An 18,535-nucleotide genomic window follows, 5' to 3' on the forward strand; every position below is an offset into this window, starting at 1 on the left:
ACCACCGAGCATGGAGAGTACGAGCATGGGCCATTACAAGAGCAACCTGCGGGACCTCGAGTTCAACCTCTTCGAGCTGTTCGGGCTCGACGAGTCTCTCGCAGGTGACAACTTCGGCGACCTCGACGGAGAGGCCGCCCGCGACATGCTTCGCGAGGTAGTCCGCCTGGCAGAGGGACCGGTCGCCGAGTCCTTCGCCGAATCCGACCGAAACCCGCCTGTGTTCGACCCCGACACTCACACCGTCAAGCTGCCAGAGGCTTTCAAGAAGTCGTTCAAGGCGCTGTACGACGGCGAGTGGTGGCGTGTCGGCCTCGACGAAGAGGTCGGCGGCATCCCCGCGCCTCGCACTCTCGGCTGGGCACTCAACGAGTTGCTGCTCGGCGCCAACCCTGCCGCGTTCATGTATTCCGCGGGACCAGGATTCGCCAACGTGCTCTACAACAACGGCACCGATGAGCAGAAGGAATGGGCGAAGGTCATCGTCGAGCGCAAGTGGGGCGCCACGATGGTGCTCACCGAGCCCGATGCCGGATCCGACGTCGGCGCAGGCCGCACCAAGGCCATCAAGCAGGAAGACGGCTCCTGGCACATCGAAGGCGTCAAGCGGTTCATCACCTCGGCCGTGTCCGACGATCTTTTCGAGAACACCATGCACCTGGTTCTCGCTCGCCCGGAAGGTGCCGGACCCGGCACCAAGGGCTTGAGCCTGTTCTACGTACCGAACACGCACTTCGACTTCGAGACCGGTGAACTCGGCGAGCGCAACGGCGTCTTCGTCACCGGCGTCGAGCACAAGATGGGCCTCAAGGTCTCCACCACCTGCGAGCTCACCTTCGGTGGCCACGACATCCCGGCCAAGGGCTGGCTCGTCGGCGAGGTCCACAAGGGCATCGCCCAGATGTTCGACGTCATCGAGCACGCTCGAATGATGGTCGGCACCAAGGCGATCGCCACCCTGTCCACCGGCTACCTCAACGCGCTGGACTACGCCAAGGAGCGTGTCCAGGGCGCCGATCTGACGCAGATGACGGACAAGGCAGCACCCCGCGTCACCATCACGCACCACCCAGACGTTCGTCGCAGCCTGATCACCCAGAAGGCATACGCCGAGGGCCTGCGCGCGGTGTACCTCTTCACCGCGGCACACCAGGACCCGGTCACCGCCAAGCAGGTATCGGACGCGGACGACGACATCGCCTACCGCGTCAACGATCTGCTGCTCCCGATCGTCAAGGGCGTCGGATCCGAAATCGCCTACAGCCAGCTGGCGGAGAGCCTCCAGACGCTCGGCGGATCCGGGTTCCTGCAGGACTACCCGATCGAGCAGTACATCCGCGACTCGAAGATCGACTCGCTGTACGAGGGCACGACGGCCATCCAGGCGCAGGACTTCTTCTTCCGCAAGATCGCCCGTGACCGTGGCGTCGCGCTGGCTCACATCGCCGGCCAGATCAAGTCGTTCATCGACAGCGAAGCAGGCAACGGTCGACTCAAGGCCGAGCGCGCGCTTCTCGCCACCGCACTCGAAGACGTGCAGGCCATCGTCACCACGATGACCCAGCAGCTCATGGGAGCTCAGGAGCGGCCGACCGAGCTATACAAGGTCGGCCTCGCATCCGTCCGCTTCCTCATGGGCTTCGGCGACCTGCTCATCGGCTGGCTGCTGCTGCGTCAGTCCGAAATTGCCATCAAGGCACTCGACAACGGTGCAGAGGGCAAGGAAAAGTCGTTCTACGAGGGCAAGGTCGCAGTCGCGTCCTTCTTCGCCAAGAACATCCTGCCCCAGCTGACCGCTACCCGCGGCATCCTCGCCAACACGGACCTCGACGTCATGGAGCTCGACGAAGCTGCATTCTGATTCGACCCCGTACACAAACGGCCGCATCCCCTTCCTGGGGGTGCGGCCGTTGTTTTTGCGCTCGGCCTATCCTTCTTCGGCTGCGAGGCGGCGGAACTTACTGCTGTGGAACACGATGGGTGCAACGTCTCTGATTTCGAGTTCGTTGATCCGCATCAGCACGATCGCATGATCGCCTGCGGGTACTTGTTCGGTGACGGTGGCGTCGAGCCACATACTCGCTCCGCCGATGAAGACGGCGCCGTCCTCGGTCGTCGTCACTTCCAGACCCTCGAACCGGTTACCCGTCTTGGCAGCCAATGTCCGCGCAGCGCCGTCGTGCGCTTCGCCCAACACGCTGATGCCGATGCGCTTCGAGGCAGCGAACTTCGGCCACGTCGTCGACGTGTTCTGCACGCAGAACGCCACGAGCGGCGGGTCCATCGACACTGCGACGAAACTGCTCGCGGCCATGCCGACGGGAGCACCGTCGATTTCGGCGCACAGCGCGACGACACCGCTGGGGAACTGACCGAAAGCGGCGCGAAGAGCACCGTTGTCGAGTTCGGTGGTGGCGAGAGGCATGAGATATCCGTTCTGGTCTGAGCAGCGTGATCAGGTGGTGACATCTGACCTTACGTTCGGTCATCCTGCCAGCACACCTCGTAGTCCACGATACGAGTTTCGGTAGACGAGAGTCCTGCGACCGAATCATCGGGAATGAAATTCGCCGCGACGGTGTCGTACTGTCGAGTAACTAGTTAGCAGTACTCACGGAGGTTGATGTTGTGTCGAGAATCGACAGCTACGTAGCGCTCGGGGACTCGTTCACCGAGGGCGTCGGCGACGCCGATCCCACCAGCGCAAACGGAGTCAAGGGCTGGGCCGACCGCGTCGCCGAACAGCTCGGCGCCACGAACCCGGAATTCCGCTACGCCAACCTCGCGGTCCGCGGAAAACTGGTCGACCAGGTGATCGAAAACCAAGTCGGCATCGCCGTCGACGCCGCACCCGATCTCATCACCATCTACGCCGGCGGCAACGATCTGATGCGGCCCAAGGTGGACATCGACGCCATCGTCTCCAGATACGACTCGGCACTGGCAGACCTCGTCGCCACCGGCGCGCGAGTCGTCGCCTTCACCGGATACGACGCGGGCTGGGCACCGCTGTTCCGCACACTGCGTGGACGCACTGCGATCTACAACGAACTTCTGCGGGAAGTAGCCGACCGTCGAGGAGTCGAACTCGTCGACTTCTGGCGTCTCGACGGCTACGACGACACCCGGATGTGGAACACGGATCGTCTCCACATGTCCACGCGCGGACACGTCAGAATGGCATCCGAGGTTCTCGATCACCTCGGTGTCCCGCATTCGATCGAACTCGAACCACTGGAGCCACGCGCACCCATAGCGCCTGCTGACAAGCGGCGTGAGAATGCCGAATGGGTGAAGTCCTTCGCAGCGCCGTGGGTGTCACGACGTCTCCGCGGCGCATCCTCCGGCGACGACGTCGCGCCGAAACACACGACGCTTCGGTAACAGCTGCAACAGCACTAGCGACGAGAGGGACTAGCTGTCACTGTCCTCCGGCGAAGCGGCCGGCTGATTCCCCGGCTCGGCTGCCGGAGGATCGGCAGGAGGGACCGGGGCAGGTTCGGCGGCAGGTCCAGCCGCTGGAGGCGCGGCCGGCTCTGCTGCTGGCGGTGCGGGTGCCGGTGCCGGAGCATCGGCAGGCTTCGGATCAGGTTCGCGTGACTGGCATTTCACGATCGGAATCGGGTCGTACTTGACCGTGCGAGTATCTCGCGAGATCTCCTTGCCCGACGCAATATCGGTGATCACCCTGGTATTGCTCGCCGTGAATCCCGGTCCACCACTGGACGGAACGCACTGCTCACCAGCAGGGAGCGTGACCGTGTTGGGAGAGGTCGGGTTGGTCCGCGGCCCGGTACTGGACCCGACCTCCACCGTCGTCGTTCCCCAAAGCCGAACCGTCACATCCGAACCCGTACCGAACGACTCGATGACGATGCCGGTCTTGGCAGGGTTGGTGAACTTCAGGTCGATGGCACCCTCGAACACCGTCGCCTCGCGGGCCTCGGGATATCTACTGATGTAGTAGCTGTGCTCGGTGTGCCCGGCGTCTTCCATTCCGCCGAAGTACGCCGCGTTGTACAACGTCGTTGCGAACTGACTGATGCCGCCGCCGACTGCCCGGTCCGGTCTCCCGTTGTCGATGATCCCCGACTCGACGAAACCCTGCGCCGTTCCGCGTGGTCCGGTGTACCCGTTGAGCGAGAACGTAGCTCCCGGCTTCACCAACGCACCGTTGACGATATCGGCGGTGAGCCTGATATTGACTCCGGACGCGTACTCGAATCCGCCGGTGGTGTACTCCGCGACAACTTCCTTGATGCCGAGCGCCTGCGCGCCTTCGGTCGTCAGTGCCGGTGGTGCGGGCGCGTACACGGCCGCGGTGGTTCGGGCGTCCGAGGAGGCCAACAAGGTCGGCAACTGCTCGAGCGTTACCGGCCACTGCACCATGTCGCCGACGACACCGGGCACGATGGTCGGCGCGCCGGAGCCCAAAACGAACGACGCGTCCTTCGCGACCGTCTCGGTAGCGGCCAACTGTGGCGCGAGAATACGGATCGCTGCATCGTTGTCGTACCGCGCAGCAAGTGACCCATCCTCCCCCGGCTCGAAAGACACGACCTGGCCGACGACCTCCGGGGCCAGCACTGCGGCTGCAGCATTCTTGCCGGTGAACACCACCGGCGCGGACACCGCAGGCTCGGCGATCTGGGTGAGCACACGATCGACCTCGTCCTGGTGCACCGTCACATCAGCGGTCTCCACGGGCACTGCGACATCCCCGAAAGCCCAACGCTTCTGCATTGCCTCGCGTGCGCCGGCAACGTCGAGTGCCAGCCCAGGAGCGGGCACCACGCCTACCGCAGTCGCACCCTCGAAGACGATGTCGCCTTCCACCGGAGCGCGGTCGGTCTGCGCACGAATCGACTCCACGGTCGCATCGAGCGCGGCAGCATCGACCGTCGACTCCACACCGATCTCGCGATGACCGAAGAACGAAGCGATCCGAGTGAACGGATTGATCGGCTGCGACCCCGCGCGATCGAGCGTCGCGTTCCAATCCACACCGAGCCCTGCGGCGGCCGGTACGAACTCGAGGTCCAGATCTCCGGCGTCGAGAGCAACGGGCTGTTCGACGCGTGCGCCGAGCTCCGAACGTAGCTTCGCCTCGGCGTCGTCGTGCGAGAGGCTTCCGACGTCGACTCCGGCAACGGTAACTCCACGCGGAACTGCGCCACTGGAAGACAACCAGTCCGCGGTGTAGAACACAGCCAAGATCGCCACCGCAGCGCCCGCCAAGACTGCAGCCTTCACCCACGGAGGCTTTTGATCCGAGCCGCCCGTTCCAGCGCCGGCTGGGTCGGGCGTTGCCGAACTTGCGGCGGGAGAGGTGATAGGCGGTTCGGGCGGCCTCGGGGCGACAACTGGCCCCACAGGCCTCGGAGGAACCGCTGAATACGCTTCCGTCGTAGGCTCTTCATCATCCTTCGAAGGCCGATTCGTAGCAGTCTGCTCGGGAGGTACGGCGCTCTCAGGAGGTACAACGGTCATGGCCTCGGTGACCGCGTCGTACGGCAGTACCTCTTCGGGCTGCGTGTCCTCTACTGGACCTTCAGGGACCGGACCCTCAGCGACTGGAGGCTCCTGACGCTCGTGCGGTTCTGTGCCGTCTCCACCGATGCTCACGTTCAAGCCCTCCCACAACCCCCACCGATTTCGATCGACTGTCGTGCCCGAGCTTACGCATCCGCTATCGACGCAGAGATGTCGAGCCACCTCGATCGAGACGTAGGAGGCTCCGCACCGCTGCCGGGTCGGGGGTCGGGCAGCAGTACGGAGCCACTACGAGTATCGGCAATCTTTGTGAAGCGTTACAACCGAGCTTCGAAAACCCCTGCGGTTCATTCACTTGAATGAACGCGGGGTTCTCACCTGTGCCCGGGGTCCACTGCCCACGCCCAATGCCCGGTCTTCACCAGGGCCAACGTCAACAGCAGCCGGTTCTGAGGATCGGAGAGAACACGACCGGTCAGCTCCTCGATCTGACGACTTCGGTAGATCACGGTATTTCGATGACAGAAGAGCACCTTCGCGGCGTTGGTTGGTGACCCGTCACTGGCGAGAACATGCGCGAGAGTGCCGAGCAGCGTGTCACGCTGCGGCTCCGGGTGTGTCCACAACGACCCGAGCGCGTGACGCACGAGCAGCTCCGAGCACTGGTCGTCGGCCGCCATGATCACGCGTGGGAGCCGATCGGTAGCCAGCGCGACCCCTCCCTCCCCATCGGCGAGGGTCTCGGCAGTCAGTGTTGCGAGCACATTGGCGATGTCGCGCTGCTGCATCCGCGCGCTTTCGCGTCGATACGCCTGGACGAGTGTTTCGTACTTTCGAGGGACCACAACTCGCACCGTTCCGCTACTCCGAGGACAGTCATCTCGGAATCTCGGGTGCCAGCATCTACCAGATAAAGAACGGTGTTCCCGACTATCTGACGCCGGTCATGCAGACGGACATCGGTGACTCACCCGTCGTCGAGTACGAGGGCGAAGAGTCCACACCACCGGAAAGTGGAATTCCGGAGTAGCACTTGTCAGGCCTTGCTATAACGATCGGCAGATCCGTCAACCCCTCGTGTGACGGATCTGCCGATCGTGCTCCCCCAGTTGATCGAGTGCTTGTTCAGCGCTCGATGATTGCGGTGACGCCTTGACCACCGGCCGCACAGATGGAGATCAGGCCACGGCCCGAACCCTTCTCCGCGAGCATCTTGGCCAGCGAGGCGACGATACGACCACCGGTAGCAGCGAACGGGTGCCCCGCCGCGAGCGAGGAACCGTTGACGTTGAGCTTGCTGCGGTCGATGGAACCGAGCGCACCGTCCAAGCCGAGACGCTCCTTGCAATACTCCTCGCTCTCGAACGCCTGCAGCGTCGCGAGCACGACGGATGCGAACGCCTCGTGAATCTCGTAGTAATCGAAGTCTTGAAGTGTAAGCCCGTTACGGGCCAGTAGGCGCGGAATTGCGTACGTCGGGGCCATAAGCAGGCCGTCCGTGTACGAACCGTTGCCGTGGATGTAATCGACGGCAGCAGTTTCCGAATCCACCAGGTGCGCGAGAACCGGCAAGTTGCGTTCGGCGGCCCACTCGTCCGTCGACAGCAATGCCGCCGAAGCGCCATCGGTGAGAGGCGTCGAGTTGCCGGCCGTCATGGTCGCGTCGCCCAGCTTGGTCCCGAAGACCGGCTTCAGCGTCGAGAGCTTCTCCACGGTCGATCCCGGCCGCAGGTTGTCATCGCGCGTCAGGCCCAGGAACGGCGTCACCAGGTCGTCGAAGAAGCCACGGTCGTAGGCGGCAGCCATGTTCTGATGGCTCGCGGCAGCCAGTTCGTCCTGGTCCTCGCGGCGGATACCGAATTCCTTCGCCGTGATCGCCGCATGGTCACCCATGGACATGCCGGTACGCGGTTCGCCGTTGCGAGGGATCTCGATCCCCAGCATGGAGGGTCGAACGTTGCCGAGCAGCTTGAGTCGATCGGTGGCCGACTTCGCGCGGTTGAGCGAGAGCAGGAACTCGCGCAGGTCGTCGCCGACTGCGATGGGTGCATCGGAGGTGGTGTCGACGCCGCCGCCGATACCGGAATCGATGCGCCCGGCCGCGATGGCATCACCGACGGCCACGATGGTCTGCAGACCCGTCCCGCATGCCTGCTGCAGGTCGTAGGCGGGGGTATACGGACTGAGCGCGCTACCAAGAACGGTTTCGCGGGTGAGATTGAAATCCCGGCTGTGCTTGAGTACCGCGCCCGCAGCGACGAGGCCGAGACGCTCTCCTTGCAGATTGAACCTGCTGACCAGGCCGTCGATAGTTGCGGTGAGCATGTCCTGGTTGGACGCGCGCGCATACTTCTTGTCCGAGCGAGCGAACGGAATGCGGTTGCCACCGACGATTGCGACCGGTCGTAGTTGCCTGCTTGTCACTTGTGGTCTCCCAGCATCCGGTAAGAAAAAGGCCTTGGTGGAGTTTCATCTTACTGGCGAGTAAGTTGGTTGTCGACACCCGGTCGTGCGCTTCGCGCCCGTGTGTGCGCCCGGCATCGAGCGTGCACGCGGGACTGCGAAGACGCCAAGTGAAAGGTAGGACAAGTGGCAGCCACCAAGGGAGCCCCAGACCTCTACTCAACGTTCTTGGCGTCCGCGCCTGGAGCATTCATCGCCAAGCAGGCAGGCCTGCCGCAGCCCGAGAAGCTGCGTCGGTACAAGGCAGGCGAACCGCCCCTGGCCGGACCCGTCCTCATCGGCGGCAACGGCCGACTCGTCGAGCCACTGCGCCAACTCCTCTCCGACTACCCGCAGGCACAGTCGAACGACGCCAAGTACGGCGCACTGGTCTTCGACGCCACCGGCATCGGCAACGTCGCCGACCTCGAGCAGCTCTTCCAGTTCTTCCAGCCCGTCATCCGCAACCTCGCGCCCTCCGCACGCGTCGTCGTCATCGGTACGACACCGGAGAAGACGGCAAACGTCGACGAGCACATCGCCCAGCGCGCCCTCGAAGGTTTCACCCGCAGCGTCGGCAAAGAGGTCAAACGCGGCGCGACGGCTCAGCTGGTCTACATCTCCCCCGACGCATCGACCGGGCTTTCCGGACTCGAATCCACCCTGCGCTTCCTGCTGTCCGCCAAGTCGGCCTTCGTCGACGGCCAGGTCATCGTCGTCGGCGACGCCGATTCCACCGCACCCGCGTCCTGGGACAAGCCGCTGGCCGGAAAGGTCGCAGTAGTCACCGGCGCGGCACGCGGTATCGGTGCCACCATCGCCGAGGTGCTGGCGCGCGACGGCGCACACGTCATCGCAGCAGACATCCCCGCCGCCGGTGAGGCGCTGTCCGAGACCGCCAACAAGGTCGGCGGCACCTCGCTGGCACTCGATGTCACTGCACCCGACGCCGCCGAGGTGCTCGCCAAGCACCTCCTCGAGCGTCACGGCGGTGCCGACATCATCGTCCACAACGCCGGCATCACCCGCGACAAGACGCTCGCCAACATGGACGAGAGTCGCTGGAACTCTGTCATCGGCGTGAATCTGGCTGCACCACAGCGCATCACCGATCACCTGGTGAAGGTCGGCGCACTCAAGGAAGGCGGACGCGTTATCGACGTGTCCTCCATCGCCGGCATCGCCGGCAACCGCGGCCAGACCAACTACGGCACATCCAAGGCGGGCGTCATCGGCCTCGTACAGGCGTCGGCCCCCGTGCTCGCCGCCAAGTCGATCACCATCAACGCCGTCGCACCCGGATTCATCGAAACCGCGATGACCGCCGCCATCCCCTTCGCCACCCGCGAGGCCGGGCGACGCATGAGCTCGCTGCTGCAGGGCGGCCAGACCGTCGACGTCGCAGAACTGGTGTCGTACTTCGCTTCTCCCGCGTCGAACGCCGTCACCGGACAGATTGTCCGCGTCTGCGGTCAGAGTCTCCTCGGCGCATGAGCGTCGTCAAGCTCTCGGAGCAGCCCAAGATTTCGGAAATCTACACCGCGGCCGCACGTGGCGCGTTGCCGTTCCTCGGGTCGAAGTCGTCTTCGGTGCCGTCCACCGAGTTCGAGCTCCGCGGCCTGCGCGTCGATTCCGACAATCTCGCCGGTTACTGCAGGGCCACCGGATTACGCTTCGGTGACATCCTGCCCATCACGTATCCGTTCACGCTCGTCTTCCCGACGGTCATGAAACTGATGGTGTCCAAAGGCTTTCCGTTCGCGGCCATCGGTTCGGTGCATGCGGAGAACGTCATCGAGGCGTTTCGGCCGATCTCCGTCTCGGAGCCTCTGGACGTTCGAGTGCACGCGGAGAACCTGCGCGAGCACCGCAAGGGTCTGCTGGTCGACCTGGTCAGCGAAGTAAGCGTCGGTCGCGAACTCGTCTGGAGGCAGACCTCGAGCTTCCTGAGCCTGCAGAAGACTTCCCTGTCCGGCGAACTCCGCGAAGCCCCGCCTGCCGACGAGGTACCACCACCCCCGACGCGCACCCTTCGAGTCGATCAGAAGACGATCAGCAGGTATGCGTCGACATCGGGTGATCGCAATCCGATTCACGTATCCACGCTCGGCGCAAAGGCATTCGGATTTCCGAAGACCATCGCGCATGGAATGTGGAGCGCAGCTGCAGCATTGCAGATCATCGAGGGCCGAATTCCCGAGAAGGTCACCTACAGCGTGCGGTTCGGCAAGCCGATCGTGCTGCCTGCGACCGTGAACCTGTATGCCGAATCCGTCGGCACCGGTTGGGATCTCTCGCTACTGAACCCCAAGAAGGGGTACCCTCACCTCACCGCGACGCTGCGGTAACCGAAACAGCCCCTACGTGAGCCGAAGCGTAGGGGCTGTTTCGTGCACGAGCACAAGTCTTATGCGTTGGTTGCGGACTTCTTACCTGCCAGACCTCGCCACGCCAGATTCTCGAGCAGATCGGCAGCCGCGTCGACCTCGATCTCACCGCCGGCGACACGATCGGCCACTGCCTCACCCGCGCCCACCAACGCCACGGCCATCAGCGTGTAGTTCTGGCCCTCGTCCGGATCCTTCGTACTCATCTCCAGCAGACCCGCCGTCAACTCGATCAGCCGATCTCGGCTGGTCTGTACCTGCGAAGCAAAGGCAGTCTGACCGATCGCCTGCCGGTAGAGCACCATCCAAGACTTCCGGTGATCGCCGACGAAACCGAGAAACCCGAGCAAGGCGCGACGCAGTTGCTCACGAGGGGTCAGTGTCGGATCTGCGGCCGGAGTCATCGCCTCGACGAATTTGACGCCTTCGCGATGGATACACGCGGCGAACAGCTCATCTTTGGAGCCGTAGTAGAGGTAGAGCATGGGCTTCGAAATCGACGCCCTCTTCGCAATCGCGTCCATCGAAGTTTCATGGAAACCGTTGTCGGAGAACACATCCACTGCCGCGTCGAGCATCTGTTGCTCACGGACGGCGCGGGGCAATCGCTTGGTGCCGCCAGCCATGTGTCCTCCAAACCAAGGTCGAAGCAGGGTCGAACAAACAAAGGTAGAACCACTGATCTTACTCCACAGTAAGAATGGCTGCGTCGCTTCTGTCGTGAAGCTAGCAGGCGCCCTTGAACCGTGCGACTGTGGCTGCAGATGCGTCGACCTGCGGTGCAGGCAATCGTCCCGTGGCAACCGCGTTCTCCAGATTGTCCAGAACCTGAGGCACGTCGTCGGTGGTCAGCCACAGCGCGACGTCTGCGCCCGCGACCAGTGCCGCTTCGACGGCCGCCACGATACCGAGCCGGTCGGTGATCGCAGCCATGCCGGAAAGATCGTCGGTGAAAATCGGCCCGGTGAACGGGCTCGCGCCGTAACCGACACCGTCGCGCAGCAGTGCCATCGCTGCCGGGCTGATACTTGCAGGCACACCAGGATCGGTCAGTCCCGGTACATCGAGATGTCCGACCATGATGCCGACGCCGGTCTGCGAGAGGGCGGTGTACGGAACGAGATCGGACTGCCGAAGCTGATCGAGCGGAGGTGTCGTCACCTCACCGGTATGCGAATCGCCGGAGCCGGACCCATGCCCGGGGAAGTGCTTGAGTACAGGCATGATTCCAGCATCGCGGAGGCCCTGAGCGTAGGCGCCCGCATACGCGATCACCTCGTTCGGATCGGAAGAATACGACCGATCCCCGATCACCGAGTCATCCGGCTGACTACTGACATCGACCACCGGTGCGTAGTCGACAGTGACCCCGAGGTCCTTCAAGCCGCGCCCCCGTTCGAGCGCCATGCCATAGGTCTCGTCCACCGACATCGTCCGGGCGGTCTCGCGTGCGGAAGGATCGCTTCCCAGCAGATCCTCCACCCGTGACACTCGACCGCCCTCTTCGTCGATGGTCACCATCGGCGGCACGGCAGCGGCCGCAGCGATCCGGGGCACCTCGCGGTTCGCCAGCGTCTGCGAATCCGTCCAGCTACCGATGAAGATGCCGCCGACCTGTTCCGTCGCCACGATGTTCACCGCGTCGTCGGTACCGGTGACGCCGACCGTCAGTAGTTGCGCGAGACGCTGCCGCTCGGTCAAGGAGCCGACGAACGCCGCGCAAGGATCAAGCGGCGGCGGGGGCGTCGTAGCTTCCGTCGTGGCCTCCGACGACGTCGCGGCCGACGTGACGGCCGGTGCAGCTACGGGCTCCGGTTCCGCTGCGGTTCCGCAACCGGCGGTGAAACCGATCCCCAGCACCAACACAGCGATGGGCACGGGCGAGCGGAACTTCATCATGGTTCTCAACGGTAGCCGAGGTGGCCGTAGCGCCGCGATCGGCGACCTCGACGCGATAGCCTTCGACCACAAGCTCACCAGGAGGAGACCGATGCCTGCAGATCTGATACTCATCGCCTACGACGGCTCGGACAACGCCAAACGAGCCATCGAGTACGCCGGCCGATTTCTGACGACGAAGCGTGCCATCGTCGTCACCGCGTGGGAGCCGATGGTTCGCCAAGCAGCACGCATGTCCGGACTTTCCGGCGTCATGCAACCCGAATGGGTAGCCGACGACGAAACCGAGGACGTGGCACTGACCGACGCGAAGGCCATCAACGAAGAGGGTGTTCGACTCGCCGGTGAAACCGGGCTCGAAGTGGAGGGGCACTGCGCCGAATGCACGACGGCCATTTGGAGCGCCATCGTGGAGAAAGCCGACGATCTCGACGTGGACATCATCGTCACCGGAACCCGTGGCATCACGGGCCTTCGTTCGCTGCTCCAGAGTTCGGTGGCAGATCATGTGCTGCGCCACAGCCATCGGCCGGTACTGATAGTTCCGCCCGGCAAGTAAGGACGAGTGCGTCACAGCATCGTGCCCACCGGGTGATACCTTTAGCGGCGCACGGGGGAAAGTCGCCGTCATTGATGCCTGCCGACGAAAGTGGAGACCGAGATGAAGTTTGCTGTCCCGGGAATTGTTGCTGCAGTAGTCGGCGCGGTATTGGGCGCCGGCGTCGTGTTCGGGGTGACTGCGGCAGCATCGGACAACACTCGTCCCGAGATCGACCGCACCGGCAACGCCGACTCGTCGTTGCTCAATCAGGTTGAGTACGGCAGCCGCTGACACTGCTGGAACGATCTCGTCCGAGCGCCTCGGACGTAAGTGGCTGCTCGGGGTCTCCGCTCTAGCGTTTCTCGTTTCGTTCCTGCAGATCCCCGGCTACACGGTCGCGGATACGAAGTATGATCTCTCCCAGAATCCGCTGGGATTTCTTGCGCGCGCCTCACACCAGTGGACGAGCCAGGCGCCTCTCGGTCAGGTGCAAAACCAGGCCTACGGATACTTCTTCCCACATGGCGCGTTTTTTGCGCTCGGTGACATTCTCGCGATTCCGCCGTGGATAACCCAGCGCATCTGGTGGGCGCTGCTGTTGATCGCCGGATTCTGGGGAATCATTCGGTTGGCCGAAGCGCTGGGCATCGGCTCCCGTAGCTCACGGCTCATCGCCGCATTCGCATTCGCTCTGTCACCCCGCGTCATCACCACTCTCGCATCCATCTCGTCCGAGACGATGCCGATGATGTTGGCACCGTGGGTATTGATTCCGGTGGTTCGCGCTTTCAGCGGAAGCGGCTCCGACGCAACACAATCGAGCAGCCGGTGGGGCGGGCCCCGAACCCTTGCGGCACAATCCGCGTGCGCCGTCGCATTGATGGGCGCCGTCAACGCCGTCGCGACGGCCGCCGCCTGCCTCGTCGCGGTGATCTGGTTGCTGTGCCACCGGCCGAACCGGGCGTGGGCCGCGTTCGCCGCCTGGTGGGTGGGCTTCGGCGTCCTCGCCACCCTGTGGTGGATCGTTCCGCTACTCCTTCTCGGGCGCGTGAGCCCACCTTTCCTCGACTACATCGAATCCTCCGGAACCACGACGCAGTGGGCCTCGCTCGCCGAGATCCTCCGCGGTACCAGCAGTTGGACTCCGTTCGTCTCCCCCGAGCGCGTGGCGGGCGCCATCCTGGTAACCCAACCGGCAGCCGTCATCGCCACCGGCGTCATCGCTGCCGCCGGAGTGGCTGGCCTCGCGATGCGCACGATGCCCGCTCGCGGGCGCCTGACGGTGGTACTGCTGGTCGGCATAGTAGGGCTCACAGCCGGCTACGTCGGCGATCTGAGTTCCCCCTTCGCCGATACCGTGCGCCTGTTCCTCGACACCGCGGGCGCCCCACTGCGCAACGTGCACAAGCTCGAGCCCCTCATCCGAATACCGTTGGTGCTCGGGCTCGCGCATCTCCTCTCCAGGGTGCCCCTCCCCGGCTCGGTACCTGCTGCCCGATGGCGCCAGGCAATAGCCCATCCCGAACGCGACAAGATGGTCGCCGTCGCCGGGCTGGTTCTGGTCGCCCTGACCTTCTCCACCTCACTCGCCTGGACCGGCAAACTCGCGCCCCGCGGCGCCTACGAAGCCATCCCCGACTACTGGCACGACACGGCCGACTGGCTCACCGACCACGCGTCAGGCTCCTCCCCCGACGGTTCGGACGCTCAGCGCGCCCTCGTCGTCCCCGGTGCACCGTTCGCCCTCCAGACGTGGGGCCTGACTCGCGACGAACCACTCCAAGCCCTCGCCACGACGCCATGGGCGGCGCGCGACGCCGTCCCGCTGACTCCACCCGGAGCTATCCGCGCACTCGATTCCGTGCAGCGTCTCATCGCGGACGGCCGTCCATCCGCCGGGCTTGCCGATACCCTTCTGGGCCAGGGGATCAGCTACGTGGTGGTGCGTAACGATCTCGATCCTGAGAACTCCCGCTCCACGCGACCGGTGCAGGTCCACAGCGCTCTCGACGGCTCACCGGGCCTGACGCGTGTCGCCCGGTTCGGTGAGGACATCGCCCCGGGCACCGTGGACGGCATAACCATCGACGGTGATCTGCGACCGCCGTACCCTGCCGTCGAGATTTACGAGGTCGAAAACCCAACCGCCATACCGGCATCCGGCCCGTACACGGTCGACTTGGATCGCGTCCCTTTCGTGCAGGGCGGACCGGAGTCGGTGGCGCGCCTGAACGAGCAGCGCCGAAACGGTGTGTCGGACCCGGTACCCGCGGGACCTATCGTCCTGGCCTCCGACGCCGCGGCGGCCGGGATACCGGTGGACAAGGTCACCGTCACCGATACGCCGATGAACAGGGAGACCGACTACGGTCAGGTCGACTATCACAGCTCCGCGCTGCGTTCGCGCGAAGAACCACGAAGATCACTCAATGCCGTGCCCGACTATCCGGTGGACGGCGCCGCTACGGTCGACGGCGAATGGGAGGGCGCTCGTATCACCGCATCGAGTTCGGCTTCGGATTCGACGCAGATCGGCGGAACGGCCCCAGGGAGCGGCGTCGCGGCAGTCGTCGACGGCGATCTGGCGACGAGCTGGGTATCCAACGGCATCGAAAACGCACTGGGACAATGGCTTCAACTCGACTTCGACACTCCGGTCAACCAGGGACTGCTACATCTGCGCACCAGTCCGGGGACGATCGGGGATCCGGTCAAGTGGCTCGAGATCACCACCCCCAACGGCAGTACCGCGGCTCGAATCGACAAGCCAGGAGAGCCGCTGACGGTGTCACTTCCCGGTGGTTCGACGCCGTGGGTGCGCATCACGGCCAAGTCGACGGTGGACGGTACCAGCGGAAGCCAGTTCGGGATCAGCGAACTCTCCGTCGATGACTACTCCAATCGCGCTGCGCCACAGCAGGTATCGATCGTGCACCGCGCGGTACTTCCACCCGTCACTGCTGACGCCGACGTGCGGGGCTGGGAACTGAGCCAGGAGTTCCCCGGCCGTACCGGGTGCATCGACACCACGGATCGAATCCGCTGCAGCAGCGGATTGTCCCTCCCTCCCGAGGAGCTCGGACGCTTCTCCCGCACCCTGTCCGTACCTATGGGCACTGCGGTACTGCCCGAGCTGACGCTACGAACGAGGCAGAGCCCCGAACTCGAATCTCTTCTCTCGCAGCCCGGTCGCCCAGTGGCCACCGCCACCTCGGACGTCGGCGACCTGCACGGCTCGGCATTCGCCGTCACCGACGGTGACGACAGGACCTCGTGGACCGCGCCGACCAAGAGCATCGAGAAGCGAGCGGGTACGCAGCCCACTCTGACGGTGAATCTTCCCGAACCCACACTCGTCGACGGCCTCACCCTGTCCCCCAGCCTGGGGGACCTACCTGCGCACCCGACGAGGGTCGCGGTCAATTTGGGTGATGGACCGATGGTCCGTGACATCGACGGCTCCACCACGATCGAGCTGAGCCCGCGGGTGACCGACAGGATCGTCATCTCGATCGTCGACTGGGATGATGTGCTGGACAAGAACTCTCTCGGCTTCGTACTGCCGGCGCCTCCCGGTCTGGCCGAGGTGAAAGTACTGTCCGCCGGCGCGGTTCTGGGCGGCGCACTCGACGCGAACCGGATAGTCACTGTCGGTTGCGACCGTGGCCCGATCATCTCGATCGCCGGACAGACCGTGCGTGCATCGGTGACCGCAACCGTCGACACATTCCGATCGGGCGAACCGCTGAAGGCGACGCTGTGCGAGGGGATATTCCCGGTGGAGACCGATGCCCTCAATCCGATTGCCCTCCCGGCGGGCGAGCAGGATGTCGTCGTGGATCCGGGTGCCGCATTCTTCGTCGACGGAATGCGATTGCGCACCATGCCCGTTCCCGCCACGAGCGCGACGAGTTCTGCACCCGTCAGCGCCGACACGACCGCCTGGACGTCGGACCGTCGCGAGATCGAGGTATCGGGCCGCGACACCGATCAACTTCTCGTCGTACCGGAGAGCAACAATTCCGGTTGGCACGCAACATCTCCCGACGGCACGACGTTGAAACCGATCACCGTGAACGGTTGGCAGCAAGGATGGGTGATCCCGGCAGGTGTCGACGGGACCGTCGTACTCGACTATCCGAGCAACACGTGGTACCGACTCGGCATCTTCGGCGGACTACTCCTGCTGATCCCGTTGGCATTGCTCGCCCTCCGCGCCAGTGCACCCCGCACGAGTGTGCCGCCACGGCCCTGGAACCGGTCGATCGTCGGCGCCATCGCACTCATCGCCGCCGCAATCGTCATCGCCGGCATCACCGGAGCCGTCGTGGCCGTCGTCCTCGGGATCGGCACCGTTGTGCTCCAACGGCGGTACGGCACCACCGTCGCAGCTCGGGTACTGGTGTCCACCGCGGGCATCGGTACCTTGACAGCCATGGCACTGCTCTCACGCGGGCCGTGGCGATCACCGGAGGGCTATATCGGGCACGCCTACCTCGTTCAGTTCGCCGCCCTCGTTGCGGTACTGGCGCTCGCCGTGGCCGTCACGGCCGAGAACGACTGAACCGCCTCCGCATCGGATCCTCCACCAGCGCATAACTCGCTGCAGCGACGGGAATCGACAATGCCACCGTCACGCAGAGGACGAGCCAGAAATGGCCCTGGAACGGTGCGACACCGAAGACCGGGAACACCATGGCGAGCACCGCCAGATGCCAGATGAAGATGCCGTAGGACCATCGGCCCAACGCCAGCATCACCGGATGCTCCAGAACTCGGTGATGCCGATGGTCGTCGGCGAGCACGAGTGGGGCCAACAGCGCGAAGGCGAGTACCGCGCCCAGCACGATCTTCACTTCGTACTGCCACGGCTCGGGCCGTACGAGCCCCTGGGGTCCAGCGAGCGGCGTCGCGGACAATGCGAAGGCGAGCAAAGCAATGGCACCGACGATGCGCCGGTGCGAGCACAATCGGTGTACCCAGGTGATGGGTCCGACGGAAATCTCGGCGAGCACCATGCCCGCGGCGAACCACGGGATGTAACCGGGGAGCCAGTTGTCGTGATGGGTGTTCGGGGCTGACACGACCGGCAGGAAAGCCCAACTCAGACTGATCGCCGAGACCACGGCGAGCACCGGAATGCGAAGACGTGCCGCCGAACCCCTGAGTTTCACCATCGCGAAGGCAGCAAGCGGTAGCAGCAGATAGAACGCCACTTCCACGGACAGACTCCACATCTGCGTCATGCCCTCGGTCAACGTGAGGGGCACGAATACCTGAGTCAGCGACAAGTTGGCCAACCAGACGCGGTAGTCACCGCCTGCACCGGGGAGAAAGAGCAGCACGAGCACCACCACTACCCAGTATGCGGGCACGATACGAAGGACACGAGAGTGGAAATACCGGCCCGCAGACTGTGCACGACCGATCCCACGTGCCTGCGCGGCATGTGGACGCCACAGCAGGAATCCTGACAGGGCGAAGAATATGGCGACCGTGAGGTCGAACCGGCCCCAGATACGCCCCATGACGGGTGAACTCGCAGCACCGGTCTGGAACGCCACGTGCGTGACGATGATGCCGATGGCCGCAAACGCGCGCATTCCCTCGAGCGAGGGGATGAACCCGCGCAGCGGCACGACGGCTCGCGAGAGGGTGTCGGTCGTTGTGCTCATGATCGGACCAGTGAATCATTCCAGTTGACGCGAGCGCGAAAGTCGCCCGTCATCGGGCGTGCCCGCGCCCTCAATGTCGCATCACTGTTACTCTCACC

General features: G+C 64.3%; 15 protein-coding genes. 8 read left to right on the top strand and 7 right to left on the bottom strand.

What is annotated here, in order from left to right:
• Positions 1-25 precede the first annotated feature (25 nt).
• Complete coding sequence (locus tag ABIB36_RS03535) at positions 26-1,861, top strand: acyl-CoA dehydrogenase (RefSeq protein ID WP_084347315.1); 1,836 nt, start codon at positions 26-28, stop codon at positions 1,859-1,861.
• Positions 1,862-1,927: 66 nt separating this feature from the next.
• On the opposite strand, the gene ABIB36_RS03540 is transcribed toward ABIB36_RS03535, so the two are convergent.
• Complete coding sequence (locus ABIB36_RS03540) at positions 1,928-2,425, bottom strand: flavin reductase family protein (protein WP_084347314.1); 498 nt, start codon at positions 2,423-2,425, stop codon at positions 1,928-1,930.
• 203 nt (positions 2,426-2,628) lie between these two features.
• Between ABIB36_RS03540 and ABIB36_RS03545 the strand changes: the two genes are divergently transcribed.
• Positions 2,629-3,384: an SGNH/GDSL hydrolase family protein gene (locus ABIB36_RS03545; protein WP_354559175.1), complete on the top strand. Its 756-nt coding sequence runs from the start codon at positions 2,629-2,631 to the stop codon at positions 3,382-3,384.
• Positions 3,385-3,414: 30 nt separating this feature from the next.
• Here the strand turns inward: ABIB36_RS03545 and ABIB36_RS03550 are convergent, their stop codons facing one another.
• Together ABIB36_RS03550 and ABIB36_RS03555 are read right to left on the bottom strand one after the other, a co-directional pair.
• Positions 3,415-5,631 (bottom strand): VanW family protein, encoded by a 2,217-nt coding sequence (locus ABIB36_RS03550; RefSeq protein WP_502944864.1) that lies wholly within the window; start codon positions 5,629-5,631, stop codon positions 3,415-3,417.
• A gap of 236 nt (positions 5,632-5,867) precedes the next feature.
• Positions 5,868-6,281 (bottom strand): helix-turn-helix domain-containing protein, encoded by a 414-nt coding sequence (locus ABIB36_RS03555; protein WP_354559176.1) that lies wholly within the window; start codon positions 6,279-6,281, stop codon positions 5,868-5,870.
• A 32-nt stretch (positions 6,282-6,313) separates the two neighbouring features.
• Between ABIB36_RS03555 and ABIB36_RS03560 the strand changes: the two genes are divergently transcribed.
• A complete protein-coding gene (locus ABIB36_RS03560) occupies positions 6,314-6,523 on the top strand; it encodes a hypothetical protein (protein WP_256895667.1) in 210 nt (69 codons plus the stop codon).
• A gap of 95 nt (positions 6,524-6,618) precedes the next feature.
• On the opposite strand, the gene ABIB36_RS03565 is transcribed toward ABIB36_RS03560, so the two are convergent.
• Positions 6,619-7,917, bottom strand: a complete 1,299-nt coding sequence (locus ABIB36_RS03565; protein WP_084347311.1) for an acetyl-CoA C-acetyltransferase — start codon at positions 7,915-7,917, stop codon at positions 6,619-6,621.
• Between the two features lie 165 nt (positions 7,918-8,082).
• Here ABIB36_RS03565 and ABIB36_RS03570 point away from each other — a divergent pair, with 165 nt between their 5' ends.
• Positions 8,083-9,429, top strand: coding sequence for a 3-oxoacyl-ACP reductase (locus ABIB36_RS03570; RefSeq protein ID WP_354559177.1), 1,347 nt, complete (start codon positions 8,083-8,085; stop codon positions 9,427-9,429).
• A complete protein-coding gene (locus tag ABIB36_RS03575; RefSeq protein ID WP_354559178.1) occupies positions 9,426-10,283 on the top strand; it encodes a MaoC/PaaZ C-terminal domain-containing protein in 858 nt (285 codons plus the stop codon). The genes ABIB36_RS03570 and ABIB36_RS03575 overlap by 4 nt, the downstream gene beginning before the upstream one ends.
• 59 nt (positions 10,284-10,342) lie before the next feature.
• On the opposite strand, the gene ABIB36_RS03580 is transcribed toward ABIB36_RS03575, so the two are convergent.
• Both ABIB36_RS03580 and ABIB36_RS03585 read right to left on the bottom strand, forming a co-directional pair.
• Positions 10,343-10,948, bottom strand: coding sequence for a TetR/AcrR family transcriptional regulator (locus tag ABIB36_RS03580; RefSeq protein WP_084347308.1), 606 nt, complete (start codon positions 10,946-10,948; stop codon positions 10,343-10,345).
• Between the two features lie 100 nt (positions 10,949-11,048).
• A complete protein-coding gene (locus tag ABIB36_RS03585; RefSeq protein WP_354559303.1) occupies positions 11,049-12,218 on the bottom strand; it encodes a glycoside hydrolase family 3 N-terminal domain-containing protein in 1,170 nt (389 codons plus the stop codon).
• A gap of 94 nt (positions 12,219-12,312) precedes the next feature.
• On the opposite strand from ABIB36_RS03585, the gene ABIB36_RS03590 reads away from it, so the two are divergent.
• The 3 genes from ABIB36_RS03590 (at position 12,313) to ABIB36_RS03600 (ending at position 17,326) form a co-directional block, all read left to right on the top strand.
• The gene (locus ABIB36_RS03590; protein WP_354559304.1) at positions 12,313-12,780 is read left to right on the top strand and encodes a universal stress protein; all 468 of its coding nucleotides are present in this window, start codon (positions 12,313-12,315) and stop codon (positions 12,778-12,780) included.
• A 102-nt stretch (positions 12,781-12,882) separates the two neighbouring features.
• Positions 12,883-13,053, top strand: a complete 171-nt coding sequence (locus tag ABIB36_RS03595) for a DUF2613 domain-containing protein (protein WP_084347479.1) — start codon at positions 12,883-12,885, stop codon at positions 13,051-13,053.
• Positions 13,034-17,326 (top strand): alpha-(1->3)-arabinofuranosyltransferase domain-containing protein, encoded by a 4,293-nt coding sequence (locus ABIB36_RS03600; RefSeq protein ID WP_354559179.1) that lies wholly within the window; start codon positions 13,034-13,036, stop codon positions 17,324-17,326. The genes ABIB36_RS03595 and ABIB36_RS03600 overlap by 20 nt, the downstream gene beginning before the upstream one ends.
• Here ABIB36_RS03600 and ABIB36_RS03605 read toward each other — a convergent pair.
• Positions 17,307-18,437: an acyltransferase family protein gene (locus ABIB36_RS03605; RefSeq protein WP_084347305.1), complete on the bottom strand. Its 1,131-nt coding sequence runs from the start codon at positions 18,435-18,437 to the stop codon at positions 17,307-17,309. The two genes, ABIB36_RS03600 and ABIB36_RS03605, sit on opposite strands and share 20 nt — an antisense overlap.
• Between the last annotated feature and the right edge of the window lie 98 nt (positions 18,438-18,535).

Source organism: Rhodococcus sp. UYP9 (assembly GCF_040547235.1).
Taxonomy (GTDB): Bacteria; Actinomycetota; Actinomycetes; order Mycobacteriales; family Mycobacteriaceae; genus Rhodococcoides.

Coding starts and splice junctions, on each gene's coding strand:
- ABIB36_RS03535 (WP_084347315.1), top strand. CDS start 26: ATGGGCCATTACAAGAGCAACCTGCGGGACCTCGAGTTCAACCTCTTC.
- ABIB36_RS03540 (WP_084347314.1), bottom strand. CDS start 2,425: ATGCCTCTCGCCACCACCGAACTCGACAACGGTGCTCTTCGCGCCGCT.
- ABIB36_RS03555 (WP_354559176.1), bottom strand. CDS start 6,281: ATGCAGCAGCGCGACATCGCCAATGTGCTCGCAACACTGACTGCCGAG.
- ABIB36_RS03575 (WP_354559178.1), top strand. CDS start 9,426: ATGAGCGTCGTCAAGCTCTCGGAGCAGCCCAAGATTTCGGAAATCTAC.
- ABIB36_RS03580 (WP_084347308.1), bottom strand. CDS start 10,948: ATGGCTGGCGGCACCAAGCGATTGCCCCGCGCCGTCCGTGAGCAACAG.
- ABIB36_RS03585 (WP_354559303.1), bottom strand. CDS start 12,218: ATGAAGTTCCGCTCGCCCGTGCCCATCGCTGTGTTGGTGCTGGGGATC.
- ABIB36_RS03590 (WP_354559304.1), top strand. CDS start 12,313: ATGCCTGCAGATCTGATACTCATCGCCTACGACGGCTCGGACAACGCC.
- ABIB36_RS03595 (WP_084347479.1), top strand. CDS start 12,883: ATGAAGTTTGCTGTCCCGGGAATTGTTGCTGCAGTAGTCGGCGCGGTA.
- ABIB36_RS03605 (WP_084347305.1), bottom strand. CDS start 18,437: ATGAGCACAACGACCGACACCCTCTCGCGAGCCGTCGTGCCGCTGCGC.